General features: G+C 35.6%; 21 protein-coding genes. 5 read left to right on the top strand and 16 right to left on the bottom strand.

Annotated features, from left to right (window positions below):
* Positions 1-93 precede the first annotated feature (93 nt).
* Positions 94-1,434 carry a sugar porter family MFS transporter gene (locus tag SJY30_RS14995; protein WP_396632946.1) on the top strand — a complete coding sequence of 447 codons (1,341 nt, stop codon included), beginning with the start codon at positions 94-96 and terminating at the stop codon, positions 1,432-1,434.
* 1 nt (position 1,435) lies between these two features.
* On the opposite strand, the gene SJY30_RS14990 is transcribed toward SJY30_RS14995, so the two are convergent.
* From SJY30_RS14990 to SJY30_RS14935, 12 genes are all read right to left on the bottom strand, one after another.
* Complete coding sequence (locus tag SJY30_RS14990) at positions 1,436-2,518, bottom strand: Fic family protein (RefSeq protein WP_396632945.1); 1,083 nt, start codon at positions 2,516-2,518, stop codon at positions 1,436-1,438.
* A gap of 322 nt (positions 2,519-2,840) precedes the next feature.
* Positions 2,841-3,752 (bottom strand): helix-turn-helix domain-containing protein, encoded by a 912-nt coding sequence (locus tag SJY30_RS14985; RefSeq protein WP_396632944.1) that lies wholly within the window; start codon positions 3,750-3,752, stop codon positions 2,841-2,843.
* Position 3,753: 1 nt separating this feature from the next.
* Positions 3,754-4,266 carry a hypothetical protein gene (locus SJY30_RS14980; protein ID WP_396632943.1) on the bottom strand — a complete coding sequence of 171 codons (513 nt, stop codon included), beginning with the start codon at positions 4,264-4,266 and terminating at the stop codon, positions 3,754-3,756.
* 41 nt (positions 4,267-4,307) lie between these two features.
* Positions 4,308-5,258 (bottom strand): SDR family oxidoreductase, encoded by a 951-nt coding sequence (locus SJY30_RS14975; RefSeq protein WP_396632942.1) that lies wholly within the window; start codon positions 5,256-5,258, stop codon positions 4,308-4,310.
* A 263-nt stretch (positions 5,259-5,521) separates the two neighbouring features.
* Complete coding sequence (locus tag SJY30_RS14970) at positions 5,522-6,094, bottom strand: hypothetical protein (RefSeq protein ID WP_396632941.1); 573 nt, start codon at positions 6,092-6,094, stop codon at positions 5,522-5,524.
* A gap of 53 nt (positions 6,095-6,147) precedes the next feature.
* Positions 6,148-6,684 carry a hypothetical protein gene (locus tag SJY30_RS14965; RefSeq protein WP_396632940.1) on the bottom strand — a complete coding sequence of 179 codons (537 nt, stop codon included), beginning with the start codon at positions 6,682-6,684 and terminating at the stop codon, positions 6,148-6,150.
* 87 nt (positions 6,685-6,771) lie between these two features.
* Positions 6,772-8,616, bottom strand: a complete 1,845-nt coding sequence (locus tag SJY30_RS14960) for a hypothetical protein (RefSeq protein ID WP_396632939.1) — start codon at positions 8,614-8,616, stop codon at positions 6,772-6,774.
* 239 nt (positions 8,617-8,855) lie between these two features.
* Positions 8,856-9,212, bottom strand: coding sequence for a hypothetical protein (locus SJY30_RS14955; RefSeq protein ID WP_396632938.1), 357 nt, complete (start codon positions 9,210-9,212; stop codon positions 8,856-8,858).
* A 242-nt stretch (positions 9,213-9,454) separates the two neighbouring features.
* Positions 9,455-9,985: a nuclear transport factor 2 family protein gene (locus tag SJY30_RS14950; protein WP_396632937.1), complete on the bottom strand. Its 531-nt coding sequence runs from the start codon at positions 9,983-9,985 to the stop codon at positions 9,455-9,457.
* Between the two features lie 308 nt (positions 9,986-10,293).
* The gene (locus tag SJY30_RS14945; RefSeq protein ID WP_396632936.1) at positions 10,294-11,175 is read right to left on the bottom strand and encodes a PhzF family phenazine biosynthesis protein; all 882 of its coding nucleotides are present in this window, start codon (positions 11,173-11,175) and stop codon (positions 10,294-10,296) included.
* Positions 11,176-11,230: 55 nt separating this feature from the next.
* Positions 11,231-11,776, bottom strand: coding sequence for a sigma-70 family RNA polymerase sigma factor (locus SJY30_RS14940; protein WP_396632935.1), 546 nt, complete (start codon positions 11,774-11,776; stop codon positions 11,231-11,233).
* A 241-nt stretch (positions 11,777-12,017) separates the two neighbouring features.
* Positions 12,018-12,752 carry a flavodoxin family protein gene (locus SJY30_RS14935; protein ID WP_396632934.1) on the bottom strand — a complete coding sequence of 245 codons (735 nt, stop codon included), beginning with the start codon at positions 12,750-12,752 and terminating at the stop codon, positions 12,018-12,020.
* 834 nt (positions 12,753-13,586) lie between these two features.
* Here SJY30_RS14935 and SJY30_RS14930 point away from each other — a divergent pair.
* The 3 genes from SJY30_RS14930 to SJY30_RS14920 are packed head-to-tail and all read left to right on the top strand — an operon-like array spanning position 13,587 to position 20,024.
* Positions 13,587-16,676 (top strand): SusC/RagA family TonB-linked outer membrane protein, encoded by a 3,090-nt coding sequence (locus tag SJY30_RS14930; protein WP_396632933.1) that lies wholly within the window; start codon positions 13,587-13,589, stop codon positions 16,674-16,676.
* A 10-nt stretch (positions 16,677-16,686) separates the two neighbouring features.
* A complete protein-coding gene (locus SJY30_RS14925; protein WP_396632932.1) occupies positions 16,687-18,414 on the top strand; it encodes a RagB/SusD family nutrient uptake outer membrane protein in 1,728 nt (575 codons plus the stop codon).
* An 11-nt stretch (positions 18,415-18,425) separates the two neighbouring features.
* Positions 18,426-20,024 carry a hypothetical protein gene (locus tag SJY30_RS14920; protein ID WP_396632931.1) on the top strand — a complete coding sequence of 533 codons (1,599 nt, stop codon included), beginning with the start codon at positions 18,426-18,428 and terminating at the stop codon, positions 20,022-20,024.
* 390 nt (positions 20,025-20,414) lie between these two features.
* Here SJY30_RS14920 and SJY30_RS14915 read toward each other — a convergent pair whose 3' ends face one another.
* On the bottom strand, positions 20,415-21,998 hold the full coding sequence (locus tag SJY30_RS14915; protein WP_396632930.1) for a hypothetical protein: 1,584 nt from the start codon (positions 21,996-21,998) through the stop codon (positions 20,415-20,417).
* 388 nt (positions 21,999-22,386) lie between these two features.
* Between SJY30_RS14915 and SJY30_RS14910 the strand changes: the two genes are divergently transcribed.
* A complete protein-coding gene (locus SJY30_RS14910; RefSeq protein WP_396632929.1) occupies positions 22,387-23,643 on the top strand; it encodes a glycoside hydrolase family 117 protein in 1,257 nt (418 codons plus the stop codon).
* A gap of 551 nt (positions 23,644-24,194) precedes the next feature.
* On the opposite strand, the gene SJY30_RS14905 is transcribed toward SJY30_RS14910, so the two are convergent.
* Genes SJY30_RS14905 through SJY30_RS14895 form a run of 3 tightly spaced genes read right to left on the bottom strand, consistent with a single transcriptional unit; the run spans position 24,195 to position 26,147 of the window.
* The gene (locus SJY30_RS14905) at positions 24,195-24,356 is read right to left on the bottom strand and encodes a hypothetical protein (protein WP_396632928.1); all 162 of its coding nucleotides are present in this window, start codon (positions 24,354-24,356) and stop codon (positions 24,195-24,197) included.
* 2 nt (positions 24,357-24,358) lie between these two features.
* The gene (locus SJY30_RS14900; RefSeq protein WP_396632927.1) at positions 24,359-25,219 is read right to left on the bottom strand and encodes a beta-agarase; all 861 of its coding nucleotides are present in this window, start codon (positions 25,217-25,219) and stop codon (positions 24,359-24,361) included.
* Between the two features lie 19 nt (positions 25,220-25,238).
* Positions 25,239-26,147, bottom strand: coding sequence for a DUF1080 domain-containing protein (locus SJY30_RS14895; RefSeq protein ID WP_396632926.1), 909 nt, complete (start codon positions 26,145-26,147; stop codon positions 25,239-25,241).
* Between the last annotated feature and the right edge of the window lie 10 nt (positions 26,148-26,157).

The raw sequence follows: 26,157 nt of genomic DNA, 5'->3' as shown, positions 1-26,157 counted from the left end.
AAGTTAGCGATTCTCTATTTTTTTTGTTGTCCTTTAAGATTAAGATTTAACGGTTTTGATTCGTTATATTTAACTACAACTTAATACTCAACAATGAACAGAATTATCGTTTGGTCTATCACCGTAGCGCTTGCAGGTTTTTTATTTGGATTTGATACCGTAGTCATATCAGGTGCAAACGAACCCATAAAAGAATTATGGAATACATCTCCCCTATTTCATGGTACTTTCATTATGAGCATGGCATTATGGGGTACTGTTGTAGGCTCTCTTTTTGGCGGTATACCTACCAAAAACTTAGGTCGTAAAAAGACCTTACTCTGGGTCGGTGTTCTATTCTTGGTTTCTGCACTAGGTTCAGCATTGGCCCAAGACCCATATTCGTTCTCTGTATTTCGTTTTATTGGTGGTGTGGGTGTTGGTATCTCATCTGTTGCAGCACCTATCTATATCTCTGAGATTACATCAAAAGAGAATCGTGGTAAACTTGGCGGACTCTACCAGTTCTGGTTGGTTTTCGGTATTCTACTTGCTTTTGTTTCTAACTGGTTGCTTAAAGGATTCGACGGCGAAAATGACTGGCGTTGGATGTTGGGCGTAGAAGCCATACCCGCATTTATATATACCTTAATGGTATTTACCGTACCAGAAAGCCCAAGATGGTTGGCGCTACACAAAAAAGATGATGCCAGTGCATTGAACATATTAGAGATCATTTACTCAAAAGAAAAAGCGGCACAGCAGCTGACAGAGATAAAAATGAACCTTAAAAATATTACCAAAAGCGAAAAACTATTTCAGAAGAAATATTCTAAAGTTCTTTGGCTGGCTTTTTTTATCGCTTTTTTTAATCAGCTTTCGGGTATTAATTTTGTACTGTACTACGCACCCGAAATTTTAGAACAGGCAGGGCTGGGAGGCAAAGAATCGCTATTCAATTCCATCGCCATTGGTATTGTAAATCTCGTATTCACCTTTATTGGAATACGCTTGTTAGATAAATTGGGCAGGCGCCAATTGATTATCATTGGGTCTATTGGATACATTATAAGCCTGGTTATGGTAGGACTCTGTTTTCAGATGGATTTAGGGTCTACACTAACACTAACCTTTATCTGTACTTTTGTTGCCTCTCATGCCATTGGGCAAGGTGCCGTAATATGGGTGTTTATCTCAGAAATCTTCCCTAACAGTGTGCGTGCATACGGGCAATCTTGGGGTGTTAGCGTTCATTGGGTATTTGCAGCGATCATTACGTTGATCACTCCGTTTTTCTTGGATGCTTCGGAGGGAGTATTAAAAGACCAAGTGTGGTATATCTACTACTTCTTCTGCGCCATGATGGTATTGCAACTTATTTGGGCACTTACCAAAATGCCGGAAACCAAAGGGGTTTCTTTAGAGGAATTGAGTAAGGAGTTGGTGAAGGAGTGATTTAATGAACCAGTATGCGCATTAACTTTTCATTTAAATATAGTTTTTCTTTTCCAACTCTTATAGAAGTTAGAAATCCTTTATCTTCAAGTGCACTTAAATAGTTACCAACTGTTTTTGGTGTTCCTAAACCTATATCAATTAGATTTTGCCTTTTTGTATAAGGTAGTCTAAAAATTACCTCTACTAAATCTTTAGAATAAACTTTTGGTAAAGTTTCCTTGACTCTATGTCCTGTTAAATCCATAAGTTTTGTAATAGATTCAAGTCTATTTAGTCCATCAATTGCTGTTTTCTCAACCATATCTAGCATATAAATAATGAATTTTGACCAATCATTTTTCTCTGTTATATTTCTCAAACCTTTATAATATTCATTTTTATACTTTATAATATACCCGCTAAGAAACAAGGCGGGAACATCTAGAAGTTTTTCAAGTTTAAGTTGAAGTAAAAGAATAATTCTTCCTGTTCTTCCATTACCATCCGAAAAAGGATGAATCGCTTCAAATTGGTAATGCGATATTGCCATTTTAATTAAAGGGTCAATCGTACTATTGTCATTAATGAATGATTCCAAATTTGCCATTTTAGCTCTAATTACTTCTTCACCTGAAGGCGGTGTATAAATAGTTTCACCTTTTTTATTTGATAAGGTTGTCCCTGGAGTTGTTCTAATTCCTGCTGTATTTTGTTTTATACACTGAACTAATTCTACACATAAATTAGTAGTTATAAAAGGTTTTGTTTCAAGCTGACTTAATCCAATCCAAATAGCTTCTTTATAATTAATTACTTCTTTAGTTGCAGGGTTGTCATACTTTTTATCCGCAACAAATGCCTGGTATAAATCGTCATTTGTGGTAATAATATTTTCAATTTCCGAACTAGCTTTCGCTTCTTGTAAATGCAGAGCATCAATAAATAAACTCGGATTAGGCAGGTTTCTAATAGCTCCATTTAATTGGGCCAATGCTCTACTAGCAGAAATTGTTTTTATTAAAACCTCCTTTGTTTCTAATTCTGCTTTAGGGGGAAGTAGAGGAAGATTATTATACGGTTTATTCTTATTAAAGCTTTCCATTAACGAGGGTAAATTTTACATCTGTACAAACTACAAGGGTAAAAATAACGAAATTTTACCCTTGTTTGAATTTAAATAGTAAGTTTTACCCTTGTTTCTATTCACTTTTCTCTTTAAAACAATATTAAATTAGAAATAATGTCTCATACTTAATTAGTTCTTATCTATAAGTACTCACCAAAATGCCCGAAACCAAAGGGGTTTCATTAGAGGAATTGAGTAAGGAGCTGGTGAAGGAGTAAGCTCATAAGGCTAAAATATAACAGCCCTTATTACCTGCGTAATAAGGGCTGTTTACAACCTAAATAATACTAAAACCTGTTTAGTTCATTTTATATTTTTCTCTGTACTCCGTCGGACTAACACCTTCTTTCTTCTTGAACAACCTTGAGAAATAGTGCGGATATTCAAAACCCAATTCATAAGCAACCTCAGCAATACTCTTATGAGGTTGCAACAACATATTCTTGGCCTTGTCTATCAACAACAATTGCAAATGCTCGGTTGTGGTCTTACCGGTTTCCTTTTTTAAGGTGTCACTAAGGTAGCGCTGAGAAACGGACATATTATTTGCTATTTCCTCAATACTGGGAATACCGTTTTCCTGTAATTGACCTGTTTCAAAATACGTTGATAACTGTGCGTTAAATTGCTCTAACAAGTTGTTTGACAATTCCTTTCTGTTAAGAAACTGCCTTTCATAAAAACGATTGGCATATTTTAATAGCGTACTTAACTGCGAGATGATAATATCTTTACTGAACTCATCTTGATTGTTCTGATATTCTATATCGATATTTTCTACAATGGATTCCATCTGTTTTTCCTCCTTTGGCGAAAGGTGCAGTGCCTCGTTCACCGAATACGAAAAGAAACCATATTTTTTGATCTGATGCGCCAACTCGGTCCCTTTTAAAAAGTCTTCGTGAAAATTAATGGAGAATCCTTTTTGGTCATACACCACGCTACTGTCCCATTGCAATACTTGCCTAGGTGCTATACAAATCAAAGCGCCATTAGTGAAATCATAGGTTGTTCTCCCATAGTTTAAATCTCCTTTAACAATTTTCTTTAGACTTATAGAATAACAATCATTTGTGATTGGCGGCGAACTTTCTTTTGGGCAAGGCAAAAATCCTTCACCCTTTGCAGAAAACACACTGAACATAGGGTGCTCGGGACCTGGAAGTTCCAAATAATCTATGTATGCCGATAAAGTTTTAAAATGCTGCATTTTATGTATTCATTTCTTTTGCTGCCAGTTGTAACTGCTTATTATACCCGTCTATTCTTGCATGTGCCGTACCGTCTACTAACAGTATAACGACCAACATGGCAATGGTCGTTATCATGCTTGCTCTCCAAATTGGGCTGCTAACCAACAATAGAACCAATGCACAGGCAATAATAATTATCGGTATTGCGGTAAAGACTATAGTGTCATATTCTTTTAAGGTTGCTTGGGCTCTTTCTAATTCAGCATCTACAAAAGCAGCAGCATCTGTATGGTAGGCTTTTTCAAACTGTGTAATTCTTAATCTATTGGTAAAAAACAAACCCAGACCAATGATTAGAAGCAAGCAACCTGCTACCAATGTTGGTATCATATAGGCTCTTGCCATTTCTGTCTTTCCTAGTTGCCAGAACCCAATACTCGCCACTAAAAATGCCATGCCGAATAGCATGAAAAACGGAGTGGAAAAAAGTTCGGCCTTTGCCCAATCTGTTGCTTCTTTTAAAATATCCATAGCTGATGTTTTAAAGTGTTATATTGAGGTTGTTTACTAATTTACAAATTCCAAGTTATACCTGTTTCCTTTTCCGATAACTCCCAAAGCCTTTCCATTACCAGCTTATCTTTTGCATGTGGTTCTAGCTTGCACTCACCTACCGGACCTGTCCAATAATTTTTACCTGTTGGCCCGTAAAATGCTTCTTGATCTAAATCTGGTTCTGTAGCACACATAATTTCTGGGTACGCCCCCTTTTCTGCAGATTGTACCATGGGTGTCAATTTCATGATCTGCCAAATGAACCTGGTCAATAAACTTCCACTGGTTTTAATGAGCGATGTAGATGAAGCTCCTGGGTGGCAGGCATATGCTTTTACACTTGTTTTATCCGCCTTTTTCAATCTATCCTGTAATTCATAAACCGTCATCATTTGCGCCAGTTTGCTTTGACTGTACACTGCATTCGGATTATAATTTTTGTCCCAGTTCATATCATTGAATTGTATGGTCTTAATGCCCATATTATACCCCATACTGCCAACGGTTACCATACGCCCGTTTGATTCCACTATACGCGGGTATAGCAATGCCTGCAATAAGAAATTACCGTAGTGGTTTACCCCTAACTGACTTTCAAAACCATCTTCGGTAAAGGTTTGCTTGGGAACTTGAGCAATGGCGGCATTACATAACAATGCATCTATTTGTGGTACGGTTCTTAGCACCTCATCTGCCGCTTTTTTTACGGATGCCAAAGATGCCAAGTCCATTTCTATATTGGTCACCGGTATGGCACTACCCAATTCTTCTTGTAGGGTTGCTATGGTATCTGCAGCCTTTGTTGGGTTACGGTTCAACATCACCACTTTTGCGCCTTTAGACAGCAGTATTCTTGCTGCCTCAAAACCGGTACCACTGGTAGTACCTGTTATTACAAATGTTTTATCGGTAAGCATTTTTATTCTAGCAGGTGTCCACCCTTGTTTGCCAAATTGTGTTGTACTCATATCGCCTATTTTTTAAATGTCTAAAAGAATAGGACAAAGGTATGTGCGAAGATGCCGTTAAGACTTACACGCATTTTCGAATGTTGTGTACTTTTTGGTGGGGTTTTAGGTTATTATAATTTTCATGAAGTTCTCCATAGTATTTTGAGTTTAGTTTCCTGATGAAGATTTCAATTTTCTGCGCCATTCGTGCGAATGCAGTTCTTTTGGGTTTTCTATAAGCTTAGTAAGACCAACAAGAAATGTGGGTCCTAAAACGCCCACTACTTTATTTTTATTTGTTTTACCACAGAAGTAAGAGGTATTGCAAAAACACCTTGATCATTTAATAAGAAAACTATATCCTTGGTCTTTCCTATTAGTTTACCCTTCTTTATTTCATTATCCACTAGAGTAATAGAAATATCTCTTTGATTGGATATTTTTTTCTTAGTGTACTTACCATAGAAACCTGCAGATAAAAACAAATAAATTATAAAGCTCATTACTATAACGGTAATTCTGTATTCTTTAAACCACTTCTTTTTATCACGCCCAAAATTCATTTTTGAATATGATTTAGGCCATTTTTTTAGCCATAGATAATCAAGGTAAAACAGTATAGAAATAAACAGTGTAGATGCTGCTACAAAAAGGATGATGTATAAATCTGCAAAGGGAGCTATTAAAAAATCAAATACATCTGCGTAATCAAAAATGTTTATGCCAAATTCAGCATACTTTTTATAATTAAAAATCATACCTATACCAACAGCCAACAGATAACACACTGTAAGTACAGTTTGTATTTCCTTTATAATTAACTCATAGGTATCTTTTATTAAGCCTTCTTTCATTATCTAAAAATAAGGATTAAGGTTAAACCAAGTACTTTGAGACCTATAGAAACTCAATATTCATCACCATACCGTATTTGAAGATTTGGGTTTTCTTTTCTCCACTTTTCTAATTCTAGCTTATTTATTCTGTTGCCGAACAGCTCTACACATTTCAGTTTCTTTAGCTTATTCAGTTTGGCTATTTCTTTCGAGACGGTCAGTTTATTCATTGATAGGTCTAGATATTCTAGATTTTTGAGTCTGTGCAAATCTTCGGGTAAGGTTTTTATATCTAGGTCATATAAGGTTAGTTGTTCTAGACCTTCAAGTTCTAATAATTCTGGTGGTATTGTTCTAAACGGTGGTTCGTCTATATATTGATCCATTGCGCTCAGTGGAGGGTAAATAGTCCAACCTTCTAAACTATCAACGTGGATTTCTAATTTCTTTGCATTCTTTAATTGCCCAACCTCTTTGGGTATATTTTCTAACCCATATTTAGACAGCTCAATAAATACCTGTTCTTGATTTTCTATATTTTTAAAAAGGTGATTAGGCTCGCAGGAGAAAATAAAAATTAGTAGTGTAATTAGGGTTAGAATTTTCATTTTTCTTAGAAATTTAAAAAAGCAATCTATTACATCATAGTACGGCCCTTTTCGCTGTAGTTGGCGGTTTAGTTTTGTAAAGTCTAATTATTTACTCAATGCTTTTAAGATTCGTTCTTCGTTAATTACAATATCCCTAAATAAAACATGTGGAAATTCAGTGTAGTTGGATTCCTTAAACGATTCTAAAATATTTGATAATGTTGATGCCGTTAATAGTGATAAGTTCATCTCCGTATCCATTTCGCAATCTGTAACAAAATCGTCACTAAATTCTGGAGCAACCAATAAAATTTTAACAATTCGTAGATTATTTTTTAATGCTAGTTTTTGATAGGACTTTAATTGTCTTGAAACCGTGCTGAACTTATTATAACCTCTTTCCTTGCTAGTCTTGCATTCAACAATAATAATCTCATCATTTCCTAAATTTAAAAGAATATCTATCATATCCTTTTGGGTATTAATTTTACTTTTCAAAGCTTCATCGACATCAAAACCTAAACCTTTGAAAATTACTTTCGTCAATTCTTCAAACTTTAATCCTAATTCACTTTCTTTTACGGTGATGCCATTTTCCTTTAGAACATTCAAATCTCTAAAAGCTACATTAGAGTAGTTTTCCAAATAAAGATTTTCAACATCTTTGTAATGCTCTAAAATATTTAATATATCATCTCCTCTTTGTTTAATTCCATTATCCTTAATAAACATAGTTAAATCAGATTTAGTTATTAAGTCAAGAATATCTCTAGGTTTGATGTTATAGTCCAATAGGTAATCCCCTTTTAGAACAAACTCTTCTTGTAGTTCAAATTGAGTTCTAATTTCTTTATTTAATTTCGGTAATGATTGGTTTAGCTCTACCAGCATTTTATCAAATCCATCCAAAGATATACCTACTTTTTCGTCACGCTCTACATTTTCAAAATGTTGAATTAAACTACCTATTTTATCTTCTAAAACACTTCCTTTTAGATTTTCAATATTTAAGCCTTTCTCACACAATTCATTTAAAGTTTTCTTCTTTTCAGTCAAAGTGCTTCCCGGTTTATAAATATCTTCTGAAAGCAAATTGGTGAAAGAAATTCCCTCTTTTATAATTTCCTCTATTTTTTGTGCAGATGATAATTTTCTATCAATATTATGATTCCTTGCAATTTGATTTATAATAGGTTCTCGAAGCAATTTTAATGTTCTTCTATAAAACTTAGTAGCTACTTCTTTTTTCCTAATGTTTCTTAATAACCGAACCATTTCATCAGCTACATAAATGGTATTTTCTTTGTTAGAATAAAATATTACGCCAATATTTTTAAGACTTTTAATTACTTCCTGAATATCCAATTTCTTAATTGGGATAATGGAATAATTAATAAGTTTCACTTCTTCTTGAGAAAGACCTAGTTGTTTTCCTAAAGTTAATATTATAGAAAGTTCATCTGACGTTATTTTAGCATCTCTATTATTTTCTATATCATTCTGATAAGCTGTTTGTAAGCATGATTTATAAATTCTATAATCTCTTTTTCTAGCTGAACTCAAATCGGACTTCTCATCTTCAAAATCTGCATTTAAAACTTTGATTCTACCTTTTAAATTTTTTATTTCCGTTTCATATAATCTTGAGAGCCAATCTTGTTTCATAATACAATTACCATCACGAATTATTATATCTATTAAAATATCTAATTGTGATGTTATTTCTTGAAACTCACATTCTATGTAACTCCTAAATTCTAAAGACGTTAGATTAAATATCCTGGAAATATTTTGATTATCAACAGATTTCAAACCTTTATCCGAGGAGCTTAAAATCTTATCAATTTCCTTTGCGTTTGTTGGATTTTTAGATATGATATTGTCAATAATCTTAATAAATGAATTTTTTTCAATAGATCCTAACTTATCTAATATTTTCTCTAGTTTCATAATACTTGATACGTACTTGTTATAATTAATTCTGGACTAAATAATGCGACTGTATAAAATTTAAACTCTAAAACGGCAGGGGGAAGTAATGTTTTAGAACCGACTAGAAAGGTAGTATTTTTCTTCAATGTAGCATTACGGGTTACCGTAAAAGAAAAGTTCGAGGTGTAAAATAGTTAGGAGAATACATAGTATTAAGTAATGAGTACAAAGTATTAAGTACAATACATTCTTAGAGGCTACTCAAAACTACATTCTGAATTTTCTGGTAACCATAAAATTCTGTCTTGCGTGAATTCTGTTTTTAATTCGGCAGTATTACCTATGGTTTCACCCTCACAATTTCTGGTGAACGAAGCATAAGCAACAGTGGGGTCGCAATTCACATAATAAAAAACATCATTGCCCAGATACTTGGCTTTTCTTATATACTCGTGATCATCAGTCAATGAATTTACCCAATCATTAAGCCAAGAAAGTTCTTCTAAAGGGTTCTCTACATTACATGTGGAAGTATCATCATCATTACTACAAGAACTAAAAACCACTAAAGAGATTACACTACAAACGACCCAATTACGAACCCGAGTTTTCATTCCTTTACATATATAGTTGTATAGTAAAGATGCATTTAACATAATTGGTTGCTTCTTCTGTTTATATCTTAACTTCCAGTTCACGGACCACTACTCCTTTTCCCACCGCAATGAGTCCGGCATTCTTTTCATTTTCTATTTGCAATTGCTCCGAAATAGCACTTGGTGATGTCGGTAAAAAGATAAAAAGTAAAACCCAGAAAAAGCTTCTGGGTTTTACATGAATATTAAAGGTTTATTTATTATTCAGTAGGTGGTTGTAGCGTGTAGCCCATAGACGTCATAACGTTTAATTGATCGTAATAATGCGCCATCATTGTAATTTTATCGTTTTCAACAAGACACGTAACCTGTGCAGGAATCGCAATTTCTTGACCGGTTTTCTTATTTGAAATAGTGTCTGTAGTCCAAACCATAACCCATTCGCCCTCGTTTATGCCACCAGTTACCTTTATGGGCGCATAAGACGTGTTTGGGTCAATTGAATGTTTGGTAGCTGCAAAACTTTCTTTATAATATTCAGACAATTGGGATGGGTTCATTACGTTGGTAGGACCTCCGCTGAGACCATAAATTTTGGCGTCATCTGCCAATTGCGCTACCATCGTTTCCAAATCTCCGTTTTGCACTGCTTTTACGTAATTCGATACAACAGCTACATTGGCTTCTGCGTTCTCAAAATCCATAGTAGCGGTAGCTTCTTGTGCAGTATTGATAAATGGTGTTAAAAACACAGCAAGCATAAAAAACTTAGTCATCTTAATAGTTCTCATAATATATAATTATTGGTTAATATTCTACTCAATTGGTATTTTACCACTAGGGGGAATACTATTACCGGCAATACATACTAGGGGAACTTACTTGCTTCGTTAAATGCTTAAATAATAAACATTTTTGTGATACACAATATCTTAATATTGAGAAAGTTAGTGATTATTTTAATAAGTATATCTTTTAAGGTAAATTAATACAGTATTTCTTTTTTAAAGATGAAAATGCTTGAGAAATTCTATTGCAGTACAAAAGAGTTAGGAGAAAAAATAGTATTAAGTAAAGAGTAATTAGTTGGTTTTTCTGCTTATACATTAACTTCTAGTTTACGAGTCACTACTCCTTTTCCACCAGCCATGAGTCCGGTAATTTTTTCATTTTCCAGTTGCAATTGCACTTCAATCGCGCTTGATGATGGCGGTAACATATATTTGCCTTGCTGTATTTGAAAAGTGGTTTTTTTGATCTGCAAGACATCATACAAATAGCTAGCTAGCGGACCTGCAGCCATTCCTGTTCCTGCTTCTTCTAAAATACCATAGCGTGGCGCAAACATTCTTGTTGTCGCATCTATTTCATGTGCTAAAGCATCTGTAGTGAACACGTAATATCCTATTAAATCATAAGCTTCACTGATGTTTTCTATGGCATCAAAATGTGGTGTAATATCTTGTAGCGTTTTTACATCTTTCACAGGAATCAATAAAAAAGAGTTTCCGGTATTAACTACTTTAATTGGTGCGTTTGGCAGCAAATCTGCTTTTGTTAGTCCTAATGAATTTAAAATGTCGTTTTCTCGTTCAACTGGGTCTACATATGTTGGTGCCAATTGCTCCATAAATGCCAAAGCGCCCTGTATTTCTATTTTTCTGTTTCCATCTATGGTTTCTTTTGATGATGTGTTGCCCTTTAATTTTCCCAACTGTTTTAAGTACGAGAATGCTGCTATGGTAGCATGCCCACAATGAGCTATCTGCTTGGTGGGCGTATAGAAATCGAGCTTAAAATCCGCAGTATTGGATCTAGAAATAAAAGCGGTTTCAGAGAGCCCCACTTTTTTGGCAACATGTAATTTGTCGTTATGCGAGAGTGCATCTGCATCTAAAACTACACCTGCTGGGTTACCACCTTTATCATTTTCTGTAAAGGCATTTAGTATTTGTACGGTTACTTTTTTTAATTCGGTCATCTCAACTTTTTTTAGGTTATACCAGGTAGACGGCGAACTCTAAAAAAAGACGTAACTATTCTTCATTATTTTCAAAATCGAGCAATTTCCCTGTTCGGTCAGCTATTACATTGGGGCAAGAAAGCAGTTGTACCTTTAATATTTCCCTAGCTTTTTGTACCCTAGATTTTGTGCCCGAATACGAGATGTTTAAATGCTTTGCCAGCTCTTTTTGCGAGTATTCTTGAAAGGTGGTCAATACAATGGCTTCTTTATGTTGCGCTGATAACTCCCCTATTTTCTGATTAATGCAATTGGTGAGCTTGGCATAGTCAAAATCACCTGATTGTTCTTCTGCCAGCTCCAGACCTTCAATACTGGAAATGGTTTTACCCTGTTTTCTAAAATGATCTATGATGGTGTTTCTAGTAATTTGATACACCCAAGAAGTCAGTTTAGAGGTATGTTGAAGCTGATGGATTTTGGTCTGTATTTTTAAGAACACTTCTTGGTGAATGTCTTTTGACACTTGCTCATCTTTAATCTTACCCAAAATGAAATGATACAATTCTTCATTGAGGTCTAGCCAAATGGTATTGATTTCATTTTGTATCAATGGCAAACAATTTGTTTTTTGGATGAACTGGCTGTAAGTTAACGTTTTATCAGTAGAGTACTGTTGTGTGTTAAGTGAAAAAAGTATAAAATAATTAAGGAGTTAGGAGTTAGGAGTTAGGAGTTAGGAGAAAAAATAGTATTAAGTACTGAGTACAAAGTATTAAGTAAATTATTTTAAAAAGTAACTTCTAAGTACTTCGTACTTAATACTTGATACTTGATATTTATTGCTATAAACTAAACCACTACCTATATTCTGGGTTTTCGAACTCCCATCGCTTGCCATCATCCCATTCGGTACGGCTATTTCCGTAGTTGGGGTAACCGTTATTGTCTTTCATCATTCTAGCTAAATGCAACAGGTTGTAGGTCATAAAAGTGGTGTTTCTATTGGTAAAATCACTATCAAAACCTACGGGTTCTTTAAGGTCTTCGCCTTTCCATTTGGTATCGCCATAGCTTGGTCCTGGTCCTACTTTACCGATCCATCCGCTATCTGCTTGTGGCGGTATAGAATACCCAACATGTTGCATGGAGTATAAAATACCCATAGCGCAGTGCTTTACGCCATCTTCATTACCTGTTATTATACACCCACCTACTTTTCCATAAAAAATATACTGCCCCTTATCATTGGTCTGGCTGCTCATGGAATACAGGCGTTCTATAAGTTTTTGAGCTTCAGATGATTTTTCGCCCAACCAAATTGGTGTGCCAATAATAGTGATGTCGGCATCTAAAATACGTTCGGCAATTTTTGGCCACTCATCAACATCCCAACCATGTTCTGTCATATCTGGATATACTCCACTGGCCACTTCATGGTCTATAAACCGAACCTCATCAATTTTTACCTGCTCTTTGGTCATTATGGCTTTTGATACATCCATTAACTTTTGAGTGTGACTTTCTTGGGGCGATTTCTTTAGCGTACAATTAATATACATCACTTTTAAATCACTAAAATCTGTCTTTTTCATATCATTTTTATTAGAACTTTTAAGGTACTTGAACCTTTCTACAATGAAGTGATTTTATCGATGGGTTATTAGTTCGTTTGAGATTTAAATTACCCTGTATACCAAATAACATTGGCTACAAGTGATCATTTTTATAACGAAGATCATTCTATTGCATTTTTTCTAGTGACTATAGCAATACTCAAAAATGTAAGGTTTATGAAGAATTCGATGTTATTTTATACATGACAAGATTCTCAACAGGCAATGTTAAGCTGGTAATCTAGATTTTACATGCCTATATATTTTACTAACTGATTGATGCACTACGGGTAGCATAGAACTTTTTTAAACCTTAATATCTCAGATTATTAAAAGATGTACCTGTCCATTAGAAAATTAAAGAAGATTTTGATCATGAAATCTATATGTTAATTACTGTGGTAAAAGGTGCACTGAACGAGGCACGTAACATCTGAACAAAACCTGAACATCTGGCATATACTTACAAAATCTGTACTAATTACTGGTCAAAACAAGCCTATAGTAAAATACGTTTACACCCCCTATCTACGGTACTTTCAAGCAATATTAACATTTAACGAACACTAAAAAACCAAAATTTTACAATTTCATAAAATAGAAATCGCCAATTGTTCAAAAATATCTGATCAAAACAAATTAAAGATTAAAAAATCTAAAACGGTGTCTAGTTTTTATTGAGGGCGATTTTTATTACGTGAATTCATAATATGATAATTTCATGGCTGAATTTTTTACGATAATTAAATAATTAATCTATTTCAATGCCATATCAATATTGCTGTTGAAATACCAACTACCTAATTCATGATTATGAAAGGACAAAAACCAAAATTTATGAAAATGAGTGCCTTCATGCTCTTCTTATTCTTAGGAATAGGCTGGACATATGCACAAAAAACTGTTTCAGGTGTGGTAACAGACCAACAAAACACCCCATTGCCGGGCGTCTCAATAGTTGTTGAAGGATCTGGCAAAGGAGCCGTAACCGATTTTGACGGTAATTATACCATTAATACCAACGTAGGTGAAACATTAGTGTTCTCTTACCTAGGTTTTAAAAGTATAAAACAAGTGGTCTCTGCTAATACCAGTACCTTGAACCTAGCTTTAGAAGAAGATTCGCAACAACTTGAAGAGGTCGTTGTTGTGGGTTACGGTACACAAAAGAAGAAAGAAGTTACCGGTGCGGTTGCAAAAGTAGATTCTGACGAGCTTGTTAAAATACCTGTATCTGATATTGGAGCTGCCATTCAAGGTAAAGTTGCCGGGGTAAACATACAAGCAGCAAGTGGCCGACCTGGTGAAGCCGCGAACGTACAAATTCGTGGATTGGTTTCCTTGAACGGTGGAGAACCTTTATACGTAGTAGATAACATACCGCAAGAAAGCAATCCAAATCTTGCTCCTGAACAAATTGAGTCTATAGACATCTTAAAAGATGGTGCCTCTGCATCGGTATACGGTGTACGTGGTGCCGGTGGTGTAATCTTGATTACAACGAAACGTGGTAAAAAAGGTAAAATGAAGGTAGACGTAAATATGTTTACAGGTATTCAAAACATTACCTCTGGTACACCATTATCTAACACAACCGATTTTCTATACGTTACGGAGACCAGTGCAGAAGCTGGGGGCGATGAGCCTCTAACTTTTTTAATAGATGGCAATGTATTGGATTGGGATACGAACTTTGTTGACGAGGTACAAAACGATAATGCCGTTGTGCGAAATTTCAATGTAAACTTATCTGGTGGTGCTGAAAATTTAACGTATAACTACAATACTACCTTTTACGAACAAGAAGGGGTTTTGATCAATTCTGGTTTTGATCGTTTAACCAACCGACTTACAGGGCAGTTTACCAAAGGGAAATTCAAAGCTTTTGCTTCCGCCAGTTTAACTACTGAAAATCGTGAGCAAGAACCTTGGAACATTTTCGGTTTTGCTATTGGTAATGTACCCCATAGTGCACCTTTTAGCGTATTTCAACCTAATGGGGAAAATACCGTTCAGTTAAGTGTACAAAACGAAATATTTTATGGCTTTCTAGCGCGCCAGTTAGATAATATAGACGAAAGGGAAAACAAGAGCAATAGTATTGCCTTGAACTTGGAATACGAAATTTTAGATGGCTTAACTTATAAGGTTAATATCGGTCGTAACGAGAGTCAGTATTTCAGAAAGTTTTTTCAGCCTCAGTATTTAGCCTTAGATCGTAATGGAGAGTTGAGTTTATCCGCTTCAACACCAAATGCTATTCTACAATACAATCAATGGTTTTCTACAAGAGAAACCATTGAGCACATTTTAAATTATAAGAAATCTTTTGGAAAGCACAATTTAGATTTCTTGGCAGTTGCTTCTTATGAAAAGTACAAATACAGAACCTTGAACACAGGTACGGTTTTTGCCGATGATGCTTCAAATGATGTGCAAGTACTTAACGCAGGGGCCAACCCGACTACGCCAAGTGAATTTAGAAATGTGAACACCTTAGCTGGTAAATTAGGTAGGATCCAGTACAATTATGACAGTAAGTACCTTTTAAGTGCAAGTATTAGACGAGATGGTTCTTCTAAATTCGCTCCAGATAACAGAAATAATAACTTCTACGGTTTTTCAGCAGGTTGGAACGTAAGCGATGAAAACTGGTTTAACTCCGGTACCGTAAACAATTTTAAAATTCGTGGTAGCTGGGCCCAAGTAGGTTTTAACGGTATACCTGATTACTCTTACATACCAGTAATAGAGCCTGGTGTAAATTACCCATTTGGCGCTGATGAAGATTTACAGAACGGTCTAGTACAACGTAGATTTCCTAACGTTAATGTACAATGGGAAACCCAAATTTCATCTAACATCGGTTTTGAGTTAGGCATGTTCAACAACAAGTTAAACATTACGGCAGATGTCTATAGAAATGACAAGAAGGATATGTTAATTAATGAATTATCCCCTCCTTCAGCCGGTTTATGGCAACCACGAGCACAAAGCGTTTATGGTGCCGTAGCGGTTAATGCCGGTAACATGCAGAATAAAGGTGTTGAGGTAGCCGCGAATTACAAAGGTAGCATAGGTGAAGATTTAACCTTTGGATTTTCAGGTACTTGGACACTTAACGATAACAAGATTACCAATTTAAATGGTAAAACACTTGGTGCTTCTGGCGGTACGCTTACCAATGCAGATGGTAGTACAGGTAATGAACCAACTACTTTTTTAAGCGTTGGAGACCCAGCGGGATCTTTCTACTTGATTCAGAATGACGGTGTAATTAAAACTCAAGAAGAGTTAGAAGAGTACCAACAATTAGATCTAAGCGCAGTTAGTAGCCCACAATTAGGGGATATAAAATATGTTGATGCCAACGGTGATGGTGCTATTAATGATAGTGACCGTGTCTTCTCAGGTTCTGGTATTCCACAATGGGAAGCCGGTTTAAATTTTGATTTAGGTTATAAAGGATGGGATTTTGGTGTGCAAAGTTACTTGGCATATGGTTCAGAAATTTATAACGGTGGTAGGCAAATAGCTTTTGCCGGTGGACGCCATCAAGATCAAGTATTTCAATGGACACCTCAAAACCCCGATTCTGATATTCCTACCTACAGACAAAGTGGTACCCACTCTAATGTTAGGGCATTTTCAGATTATTTCCTAGAAGATGGAACCTACCTACGTATTCGTAACATATCTATAGGATACACTATTCCAAATACACAGGATTTCGGCGTAGATAAAATAAGACTGTATTTAAATTCAGTAAACCCTTTTACGTTTACAAATTATACAGGGTATGATCCAGAAGTGGGTGGTGACAACCTATTTCAAAGAGGTGTAGATAATGGTAATTACCCTATTACGCGCCAGTTTATAATGGGAGTTCAATTAAGTTTCTAAAAAAAAGACTATGAAATCAATAAAAAAAATAATTGTAAAAAGTTTTGTTCTTCTTACGCTAGTCGGCGTTAGTTGTAACGAAAACACATTTTTAGACGAACCAAATCCAAATGCTCTTACAGAAGCTAGCTTTTGGAAATCAGAGAGCCATTTTAACTCTGCACTTACATCAGTATATGGTGCGTTGCAATACCGTTCTGTTAGTGGCTCTGAATTGGTACAGGAATTTGTAATGTCAGATTTAGCTGGTACAGAACCTTGGTATAGACCGTTTCCGTTTAGAAATTTAACCTATACAAATGGTCAAAATCACTTATCGGAAAAGTGGCAAGAGCTATATGTTGGTGTTTTTAGAGCCAATACGATACTTACTCAGTTAAAAACAGTTGACGAAGACATTTTAGATGAGTCAACTAAAACTGAAATAGAAGCTCAAGCCCGCTTTTTAAGAGCATTCTTTTACTTTCAGCTTGTACACACCTATGGTGGTGCAATGATACATGATGAGGTGGCACAATCTCTAGAAGAGTTAAGTAAAGAACTATCTTCTACGGCTGATGTAAACGCACAAATTATTATTCCAGATTTGGAATTTGCAATGAGCAATTTACCTGGAACCTGGGAAAGTGCCGCGGCAGGTAGAGCTACTTGGGGCGCTGCCACTTCACTTTTAGGTAAAGTATATCTTTATGATGAACAATGGCCGCAAGCTGCTAGTTTGTTCAAAGAAGTCATAGATTCTGGTATATATAGTTTAACCAGAAACATCGAAGATAACTTTACGCATTTCAATGAGTTCAACGAAGAATCTATTTTTGAGGTCAACTATTCTTTTGATTTAAACCCAGGAAATAGTGGTTTTGCAGAAGACGATACTTCTACCGGTGGAGCAGGTGCAGAATCTACCACACTAAGTACAGAAGTCGGTCATATTCAATATGGTGCTTTTAATACCGTATTGGCTTCGTACAACCTTCATGAAATGTTGGTAAACGATGAAGTTGATCCTGATAATTCCATCAATGACGGCAACCTAGAGTCTCGTAGAATGAACTATACCATCGCTCCAAGAAACGGTGAAGGAGATTGGTACCTAGCGCCTTTTTCCGAAGCAAAAGCAACCTGGGGCGGTGGACAAAGTGCGTACGTTAAAAAACACTCTAACTGGTATCATATGGACGGAGAACCGGTACGTGGACGTAGCGGTATCAACTTTAGACACATTCGTTATGCAGATGTTTTATTAATGTATGCAGAAGCAGTAATCAATGCTGACGGTGATTTTGCAACAGCTATTAGATACGTTGATATGGTGAGAAGTAGAGCAGGTGTTGTTACATTACAGCAATATATGGACATGAACGGTGGTATGTTTCCACAGCTTCATGTTAGTAAACAGGTAAATGGCGATCAACCAATGGTTACCGCTAACGCGCAAACTGTTTTAACACATATTCAACGTGTGGAAAGAGCTATCGAGTTATGCTTTGAAGGACATCGTTATAAAGATTTAGTGCGTTGGGGTATCGTAAAAGAAGTTTTTGATGATTTACGTGCCGATGAAATTTGGAGAGAAGAAAACCTAGATATTACAGGGCAAGGTGTAGCACCATTATTTATATCAGGAAGGGTGAGACCAGATTTTAGTCAATCATCTCAAAACTACAAACCTGAAGAGCACAACTATTTCCCTATTCCTTCAGCAGAGGTATTAAACAATCCAAACTTTAACAACTAAAATTACTAGATATGAAAAAATGTAAGTTTTTAAGTATACTTTTTGTTTTCACCTTACTTCTAGTAAGTTGCGAAAAGCAAGAAGAACTAAATTTAAATGACCCTAACCACCGAATTATCGTTACCTCTGAAATGGACTTTGAAAACAAGGTAATTGTTGGTGGAGACATTGATTTTGGAGATATTTCACGTGGTGTAGAATCTAGAACATGGACCTTACCTAGCAATGCTCGTATTGTTGGGGGAAGCGGAACAACCTCATCTGAAAAAGTCGTTAAGGCGATATTCAATAAAGCAGGAGTTTACGATGTGGTGCTAAACCAAACATTTAAGGGTAATGTATACCCTAATGATGATAGTACAGAACCTATTGACTCTAGACAGTTGGATACTACCATTGTAGTAACGGTTATTGACTCTATACAATCGGTACTTAAGGCTTTTAGAATAAACCCTGATGGTACTACCGGTGCTGAAATCAACTTGGCAGACGGTGCCGAAAACGAATTGGAGGCCAGTAACTCCATTCGTTTATCTTATACGGCTATTGGAGAGCCGCAAAGTGTAACTTGGAATTCTGTAGGTGGTAAGCCAAACGCTGTTACTATTAGCGACGATTCTGAAGTAGATATGAGATTCAATAGATTGGGATCTTGGGATATTGAATATATTGCTTCTAGGTTTAGACCAACGGATGCAGACACTCTTTCTTTTGAGAAGGTAATTAAAGTGATTCCTTCTACTGCGCCTGTTACTTTAGACAGAGTAGCGGAAAGAACCGATAAGGTTATCCTAGAATTTAGTAGAGAAATAGATGGTACCTCTATCAATTCCGATGATTTTACTGTTAGAATAGAAAACAATAGAGATGAAATGAATCCTATAGTACTTAATCCTACCGTTGTTTCTGCAACCTTAGATAAAGATGAAGCTACTATTGTTATTTTAGAACTTGATGGTGAACAGCTTTATAATGACGATCAAGTTTATGTAAGTTATACCCCAGGAGCTTTAAGAACAGTTGATGAAGTAGAGTCTGAAGCTTTTACAGATGCGTTATTAACAGAATTTGACGCACTTGACAACCTTTATACTACTTCTTCTTATGATTACGGTTTTGAAACTACAAATGTTAGTAATTATGTTTATCAAGGATGGGGAGCGCCTTGGGATGGATTTGATATAAGTATGGACTTATTGAATACCCATACCGGATCGCAAAGCCTTAAGGTGAACTTAAGACCTAATGGTGGTATGATCATTAGACCTGAGTCTGGTGGAAACCCAATTACTTTTACCATAGAAACTGGTAAAACATACGAATTTGGCTACTGGCTATACATTGAAAGTGATATATCTAATCTACCGACCGGAACACAATCTGCAGATATTCAACTTTATGCAGATGACTGGGGCGGGCCAGGTTTAATACCAACAACATTTACTTCTGACATGCCTACAGGCAAGTGGATATACCAAAAGCAAATATTCACAGCAGGAGCTGGTCGTGATATCTCTTGGTTCATTAGAGGTTATAACGAATTTCACGATAACAACCTTGTCTTCTACTTAGATGACTTTTTCTTAGCAGAAGTTCCTGTTAGACCATAAATACAATGTTGCGCCATATTAGGTGTAATTAATATGACAAGGGGCAGCCTATTTTAGGCTGCCCCTTTTTTTATGCCATAAAACAAACCTATCGATAACTAAATACTATCCAGATCTTTTCCGCAAGAAAAAAAGCCTTACTCATAAAGCCTATAATGTAATTATCAAATGCTTTATCCTAAAACTTAAAAGAGTATAATGTGATAGCATCTATTATATATCGCTCTATTTTTAGGTGAGTAACGATTTCTTAGAACCTTTATCAATGCCAGAGTTAATACATACCGATTTTAAAATCGATAAATACAACTCTACCATAATATGGAAATTTGCTTGAAAAGCATTACCTATATTAAAATATCACCCAAAAAAGTAGCAGTTAAAAAGAGATTAAATGGTGGCCATAAAATCTATAAGGTTTTCTCCTTTTTCCAATTTCAATTTCTTTCGCAACCTGTATCTTGAGGTATGTACGCTTTCTATAGTAATACCCAATAACGATGACATCTCTTTACTTGAAAACCCTAATTTAACTAAAGCACAAAGTTTTAAATCGGTTTGACCTAAATTTGGATATTTAGCTCTTATTTTTTCATAAAAGCTTTGGTTTATAGAAGTAAAACGCGCCTCAAATTCTTTCCAGTTACCTCCTGGGGTATTTTGAAAGCCTTTCAACATATTATGTATCGCTTTTGTATCTATTGCATCTCCTTTAGAGATGTTTTGCTTTAATTTGGTAATAAATTCTTCTTTTTCGATCAGCTGTAAGGCAGAGGAAGTTAGCTCTCGATTCTTTAGCATCATTACTTCATTGGTCTTTTGTTTTTCCAATTTGTGCTTTCTTCTTAAATTTCTAAAAAACAATATGCCGTACAAGAACATAAATATGACTACGACACCCATTAAGATGTTTTGTAAAAAACCTATCCTTTTTTGATCTTCCAGCTTCTCTATACGCACCTCTTTCAGCAGGGCTTTTTCCTTTTCTTTCTGAAGCCTGAACCTATCTTTTATTTCAAATAAATGCTTGTGGTTTTTACTTCTTCTACCAAAAATGTTTTCGTTTAGTTCTTGGGCTTTATCCTTGTAAAAAAATGCTTCTTTGTAGTTGTTTTGATTATAATACAACTCAGATAAAACTTCATAATTGAACAGTTTGTAGCCCAAGTGCTTATTATACATTTCTGAAAATCTAAGCGATGACTTATAGTATTCTATTGCCTGTTCAGAATCGCCTTTGAACCTATACACCTCCGCTATTAAGAAATGAATAATTGAAAGGTATGAAGGGTTTTCATTTTCAAAGAAAAGTTTTGTCTCGTTCAGTTTGCTTAAGGCCTCTTCATAATTTCCTGCTAATGCATCAAAGTACCCTTTTTCTGACTCGACATAATACGATTTTTTATTAGGATTTATCTTTTTCAAGGACAGCTCACAACTATCTAGATACGTTTTTGCCATAACAAAATTTTGGTTTACCCTATAACAGTTGACAATGGCAAAATAGTTGCTCACTACATAATCCCTACTTATCTTTTTTTCTTCTAAAAGCTTCTTTTTTAGTGCTAACGCCATGTTAAAGTAGCGTAACGATTCTTCTTCCTTTCGGTAGGCGGTATACAACCAGCCCAGTTCTTGATAAATACGCGATTTAGAAATATCGTCATTTGAAAGGTCTGCCAAAATCAATGCCTCCCAATATCCATCATAAGACTTGCCGTAGTCTAGTACATTATCATATATTCCAGACAACTGACAAAGACTATTAATTAAATTAACGGTATCCTTCTCAATTGAATAATGATCAATCCCCTTTTTTAAATGATAGATAGCGCTATCTAAATTTTTTGCAGTGAGTTCGTTGGCTTTTTCAATGTATTTATTTGTGCCATAAGGCTCTTGAGACCTAAGGCATAAACAGAAAAGCAACGCAATAACATTTACCAATAATTGACACTTTGAACGTCTATTCATAACATGAAAAAAAATTAACTGAAAGATTTAAACAGACTAAACACTTTAAAATTATGACTGAACATACAAGAACGTGTACCTGTTAATTTCAATATAGTATTTGCTCAGCTTTAATACATCTAAAATGGCTCGATTTTTAGGTATGTTCAGTTTTTATTCATTAGTAAATAGCATATTTTAAACACATATAGCCAATATTTGTCAATATAAAGGCGACATATTTATTAAATCAATATTTAATCGTTCAAGATTGTAAATTATTACAATTGCATACAGATATGAAAAACGAAATCAAAAGATATGATCTCATATGCTGTTCAAGTCATATCAGTAAAATAGAATTGCATTAAAATCTTAATAAAGCACCAAAACATATAACATATCATCTATGATGTACAACCTAACAAATCAAATAACCAGAAATAAAATGATGTCAAAAACAAAAACAATCTTATATACCTTTCTTTTTATTGTCGTGCTTACCTACCAAGGTATTGCCCAGGGCGTAACCTATGACCAAAGTACATTAGACTCTTTAGGTGTAACACAAGAACAAATAGACCATTTGGGAATAACCGATATCAACCACTTAAGTGCCGCTTCTAAAAGAGCTTTAAAATGGCGTGTAGACTTAGGAAACGAATGGTTTATTCAGTTTTCTAACTTACAACCATTAAAAGGAGATCTAGCATACGAAGAAGGTGTTGTACGTAGAGATCCTAGTGCCGTAATCAAGGAAAATGGAAAATACTACGTATGGTACTCAAAAAGTACGGGCCCTACACAAGGATTTGGAGGAGATGTTGAGAATGACAAGGTATTTCCGTGGGACCGTTGCGACATTTGGTACGCTACTTCAGAAGATGGTGAAACTTGGAAAGAAGAAGGCCTGGCCGTTGCTAGAGGCAAAGCCGGAGCTTATGATGACAGATCTGTTTTTACAGTTGAAATCATGAAGCATGAAGATAAATATTACTTAAGCTACCAAACGGTAAAATCTCCATACACCGTACGCGTTAAAAACCAAATTGGTTTAGCCTGGTCAAATTCTCCTGATGGTCCTTGGACTAAAAGTAAGGAGCCTATACTTAGCCCTGCTGACAATGGTATTTGGAAAGGTGAAAAACAAGACAGATTTGCCGTTGAGCGAAAAGGTGACTTTGATAGTCACAAGGTACACGACCCTTGTATCATCCCCCTAAATGGCAAGTTTTACCTGTATTATAAAGGCGAGCAAATGGGTGAGGAAATTACGTTTGGTGGAAGACAGATAAGACATGGTCTTGCCATTGCCGATAAACCTGAAGGACCGTACGTTAAAACTCCATACAACCCTATTAGCAATAGTGGTCACGAAATTTGTGTTTGGCCATATAATGGCGGGGTTGCTGCCTTGATTACGACCGATGGTCCAGAAAAGAACACCATTCAATGGGCTGCAGACGGTATTAATTTTGAAATTATGTCTGTTATACCAGGCGTTAGCGCACATGCCATTGGATTAAACAGAAGTGCCGATACCGAAAAGGAACCAACGGAAATATTGCGTTGGGGATTATCGCACATGTACAATAGCTGGGATTACCAAAGTATTATGAGCTTTACCTCTGAAAGAAAGACCCAACATAGGGCTAAAGGAGAATAAAACAATAGTTGAGTTTGTTTAGATTAGGACAGTACGCTACATGTAGATGCTGTTCTTTTTGATAAGTGGAATTTATGAGTAAAGCGTATTACCAATATAAACACCACCCCAGGAAAAGGCATTACTTGGGGAATTAGCCACGAATTGTACCCTAATTATCATTTTGTACGTTTTGAGTGTGACTTGTAATTAGAGAAGGCAACAGAGTTTTGAAAGAATACCAGATGGTAAAAGATTATATGAAAAATAAATCTTATGATTATCACCCAAAATTGGATAGCACTAACTAGTAGCACCCTATAGCTTACTATGTTTTTTAAGGAGTTATTCAGTAGCTACGTATATTCTACATGCAGTATGCAATACGGTTTTACTGTGTAAGAAATAGCTTTGGAACATAGCTGAAGTAACCTTTAATCCTACTAACTATATAAATTAACACCAATACCGAAGGGTGTTGACCCAACCTGCTTGAAAAAGGGATCAAATAGGAAAAGGCACAGTATTAACCATGCCCCTGTTCCATTTTAAACTAACAAACTGCTTCCTTATTACCTAGTCTTTACGAGAGAGTTAGAGTTGATATTTGATTCTAGTTTCCAAGTACGTATCCAATCTACACGCATCGTATTTTTAGAGTCATCATTTAGCTCTTCCTTTTGTGGTAATCCTCCTAAATAACACTCTTCTGATGTCCATAAATCAAATATCAACTCTAACTCTCTCGTAAAATCTTGGTTTGTGGTGACTCTGCAGGTTCTCCATTTAAATAAAATTGAACCGTTCTTTCATCTTTCCACCAAGCACCGACTATGTGGTACGTTTCATCCCAAGTCTTTCCCTTGTTAGGGTTTGCATCCGACAGCATTCTGGTATCAAAATTATCTTCATGCCTTTCAGTTACCCCTCCCTTTGCAATAAAGAACTGAGAGTTCATTTGGGTAGAAAAATCCCACGGTGTCCAAGGGTAATTACTGGGCTTGGTTGTCTGATCACTACATTCTTCCGTTGGGTTGGCATTGCTTTCAACAATATCGATCTCATCTCTATCATTTATATCGCCATTGTTCAACCAAAATGTATTGAACGCAGAAATGCTAGAAGTTTTCATACTACATTCTGTATACATTGGGTAACTTATTTTGGTCTTAGAATGTACTCTTGCCGTTTGAAACCATTGAGAACTATTTTCATCTAATGTAGCCTGTATATTAAGTTTACCATCTACAACGCTAGAGTTTTCACTGCGCATTGAAACTGGAGTATTACCGTAATTCCAAAAAGAATTAAACCACTTTTCGTCGTTCCATTTGTCGAACTCATCAGACATTGCTTCGACCTTTACCCATTCCATATCTTCTGGAGTTTCGTCTACCACAGAAACAAAAGAGGGTAGATTTGGGTCTAAATCAGCAAGTTCAAATGGCTCGATCGCATCTTCCATGTCCTCATCCTTATCATCTACTTGTTCTAGATTTTCTGGGTCTTTTTCCGTTTCTTCATCATCACCAGAATTTGACGAACAAGCCACAAATGCACTGACAATACTTAAAATTAGATATACCTTAAATTTCATATGACGCTAGTTTTATATGTTAAACTGATTTAAAAAGTGATTTTTGCTGTTGTGTTAGCGAATCTATCTGCCTTATTTTTATGTCCTTGAAAAATACCTCTGCAGCTTCGCTTTGTAATTGGATCTTTCCTTGAATAAGTGGTATTTCCTTACCGCTTTCATCAACATACCTTGAATCTTTAAGTATCATTACCACCTCACCGTTCACGATATGCAAGCTTTTACCCTCATAGCAAACTAATTCAAGGGTATTCCATTCATCATCTGGTTTTTCATAATTACCGCTACGCAAACAATAATTGTTGTATGGACTACCCATGCCAATCGGTAAAAACTCTTGCGATTCATGCGCAAGCGGATCTAGAACAGATTCTGGTTTGTATGCCTTGATATCTATTAAAGAATTAGCTTGGCTCCAAAAATCTCCGGTATGCCCTTCCATAATCTGAAATTCTTGAGAAAGTATCCAAGAGCGCCAGTACTCAACGGCCATTGGGCCTACTGAATGGTATAGTATACCTGAATCTTTTAATAATTCCTTACGGTAAGCATACGTTTTGTCTCCCCATTTGTACTTTAACTGAAAATGGTAATTCTTATATTCATTTTTTGTTATAAGACATCCGTAATATTCTCCCGTGTTTTTTATAATAGTATCTTCTCCATCTTGTATGGTTGAAAAAACGGTATAATCACTATTGTTAAGACCAATAGGTGCAATTTCTTCTCCGTTTTCGTCTAGTGGTACAGAGCCATCGTAACCTGGCTGGTGCTGATAGCTTAGATAAGTATCCCATTGGGTTAGGTTTTGATTTATCAGCTCTTCCCACTCTACTGTTTCTTCCTGATTTTTTTGCTCCTCTTTTTTTACCTGAGAACAAGAAATCACAAGAAAGAACAGGGGTAAATAAAGTGTACATTTTTTCATATAAATTGTT

Origin of the sequence: Maribacter sp. R86514 (assembly GCF_044597005.1) — a bacterium.
Taxonomy (GTDB): Bacteria; Bacteroidota; Bacteroidia; order Flavobacteriales; family Flavobacteriaceae; genus Maribacter.
This window is presented reverse-complemented; position numbering and strand designations above follow the sequence as displayed.

What these genes read in the sequence shown, in the direction of transcription:
- SJY30_RS14995 (WP_396632946.1), top strand. Translation starts at nt 94, where the DNA reads ATGAACAGAATTATCGTTTGGTCTATCACCGTAGCGCTTGCAGGTTTT.
- SJY30_RS14990 (WP_396632945.1), bottom strand. Translation starts at nt 2,518, where the DNA reads ATGGAAAGCTTTAATAAGAATAAACCGTATAATAATCTTCCTCTACTT.
- SJY30_RS14985 (WP_396632944.1), bottom strand. Translation starts at nt 3,752, where the DNA reads ATGCAGCATTTTAAAACTTTATCGGCATACATAGATTATTTGGAACTT.
- SJY30_RS14980 (WP_396632943.1), bottom strand. Translation starts at nt 4,266, where the DNA reads ATGGATATTTTAAAAGAAGCAACAGATTGGGCAAAGGCCGAACTTTTT.
- SJY30_RS14975 (WP_396632942.1), bottom strand. Translation starts at nt 5,258, where the DNA reads ATGAGTACAACACAATTTGGCAAACAAGGGTGGACACCTGCTAGAATA.
- SJY30_RS14970 (WP_396632941.1), bottom strand. Translation starts at nt 6,094, where the DNA reads ATGAAAGAAGGCTTAATAAAAGATACCTATGAGTTAATTATAAAGGAA.
- SJY30_RS14965 (WP_396632940.1), bottom strand. Translation starts at nt 6,684, where the DNA reads ATGAAAATTCTAACCCTAATTACACTACTAATTTTTATTTTCTCCTGC.
- SJY30_RS14960 (WP_396632939.1), bottom strand. Translation starts at nt 8,616, where the DNA reads ATGAAACTAGAGAAAATATTAGATAAGTTAGGATCTATTGAAAAAAAT.
- SJY30_RS14955 (WP_396632938.1), bottom strand. Translation starts at nt 9,212, where the DNA reads ATGAAAACTCGGGTTCGTAATTGGGTCGTTTGTAGTGTAATCTCTTTA.
- SJY30_RS14950 (WP_396632937.1), bottom strand. Translation starts at nt 9,985, where the DNA reads ATGAGAACTATTAAGATGACTAAGTTTTTTATGCTTGCTGTGTTTTTA.
- SJY30_RS14945 (WP_396632936.1), bottom strand. Translation starts at nt 11,175, where the DNA reads ATGACCGAATTAAAAAAAGTAACCGTACAAATACTAAATGCCTTTACA.
- SJY30_RS14935 (WP_396632934.1), bottom strand. Translation starts at nt 12,752, where the DNA reads ATGAAAAAGACAGATTTTAGTGATTTAAAAGTGATGTATATTAATTGT.
- SJY30_RS14930 (WP_396632933.1), top strand. Translation starts at nt 13,587, where the DNA reads ATGAAAGGACAAAAACCAAAATTTATGAAAATGAGTGCCTTCATGCTC.
- SJY30_RS14925 (WP_396632932.1), top strand. Translation starts at nt 16,687, where the DNA reads ATGAAATCAATAAAAAAAATAATTGTAAAAAGTTTTGTTCTTCTTACG.
- SJY30_RS14920 (WP_396632931.1), top strand. Translation starts at nt 18,426, where the DNA reads ATGAAAAAATGTAAGTTTTTAAGTATACTTTTTGTTTTCACCTTACTT.
- SJY30_RS14915 (WP_396632930.1), bottom strand. Translation starts at nt 21,998, where the DNA reads ATGAATAGACGTTCAAAGTGTCAATTATTGGTAAATGTTATTGCGTTG.
- SJY30_RS14910 (WP_396632929.1), top strand. Translation starts at nt 22,387, where the DNA reads ATGATGTACAACCTAACAAATCAAATAACCAGAAATAAAATGATGTCA.
- SJY30_RS14900 (WP_396632927.1), bottom strand. Translation starts at nt 25,219, where the DNA reads ATGAAATTTAAGGTATATCTAATTTTAAGTATTGTCAGTGCATTTGTG.
- SJY30_RS14895 (WP_396632926.1), bottom strand. Translation starts at nt 26,147, where the DNA reads ATGAAAAAATGTACACTTTATTTACCCCTGTTCTTTCTTGTGATTTCT.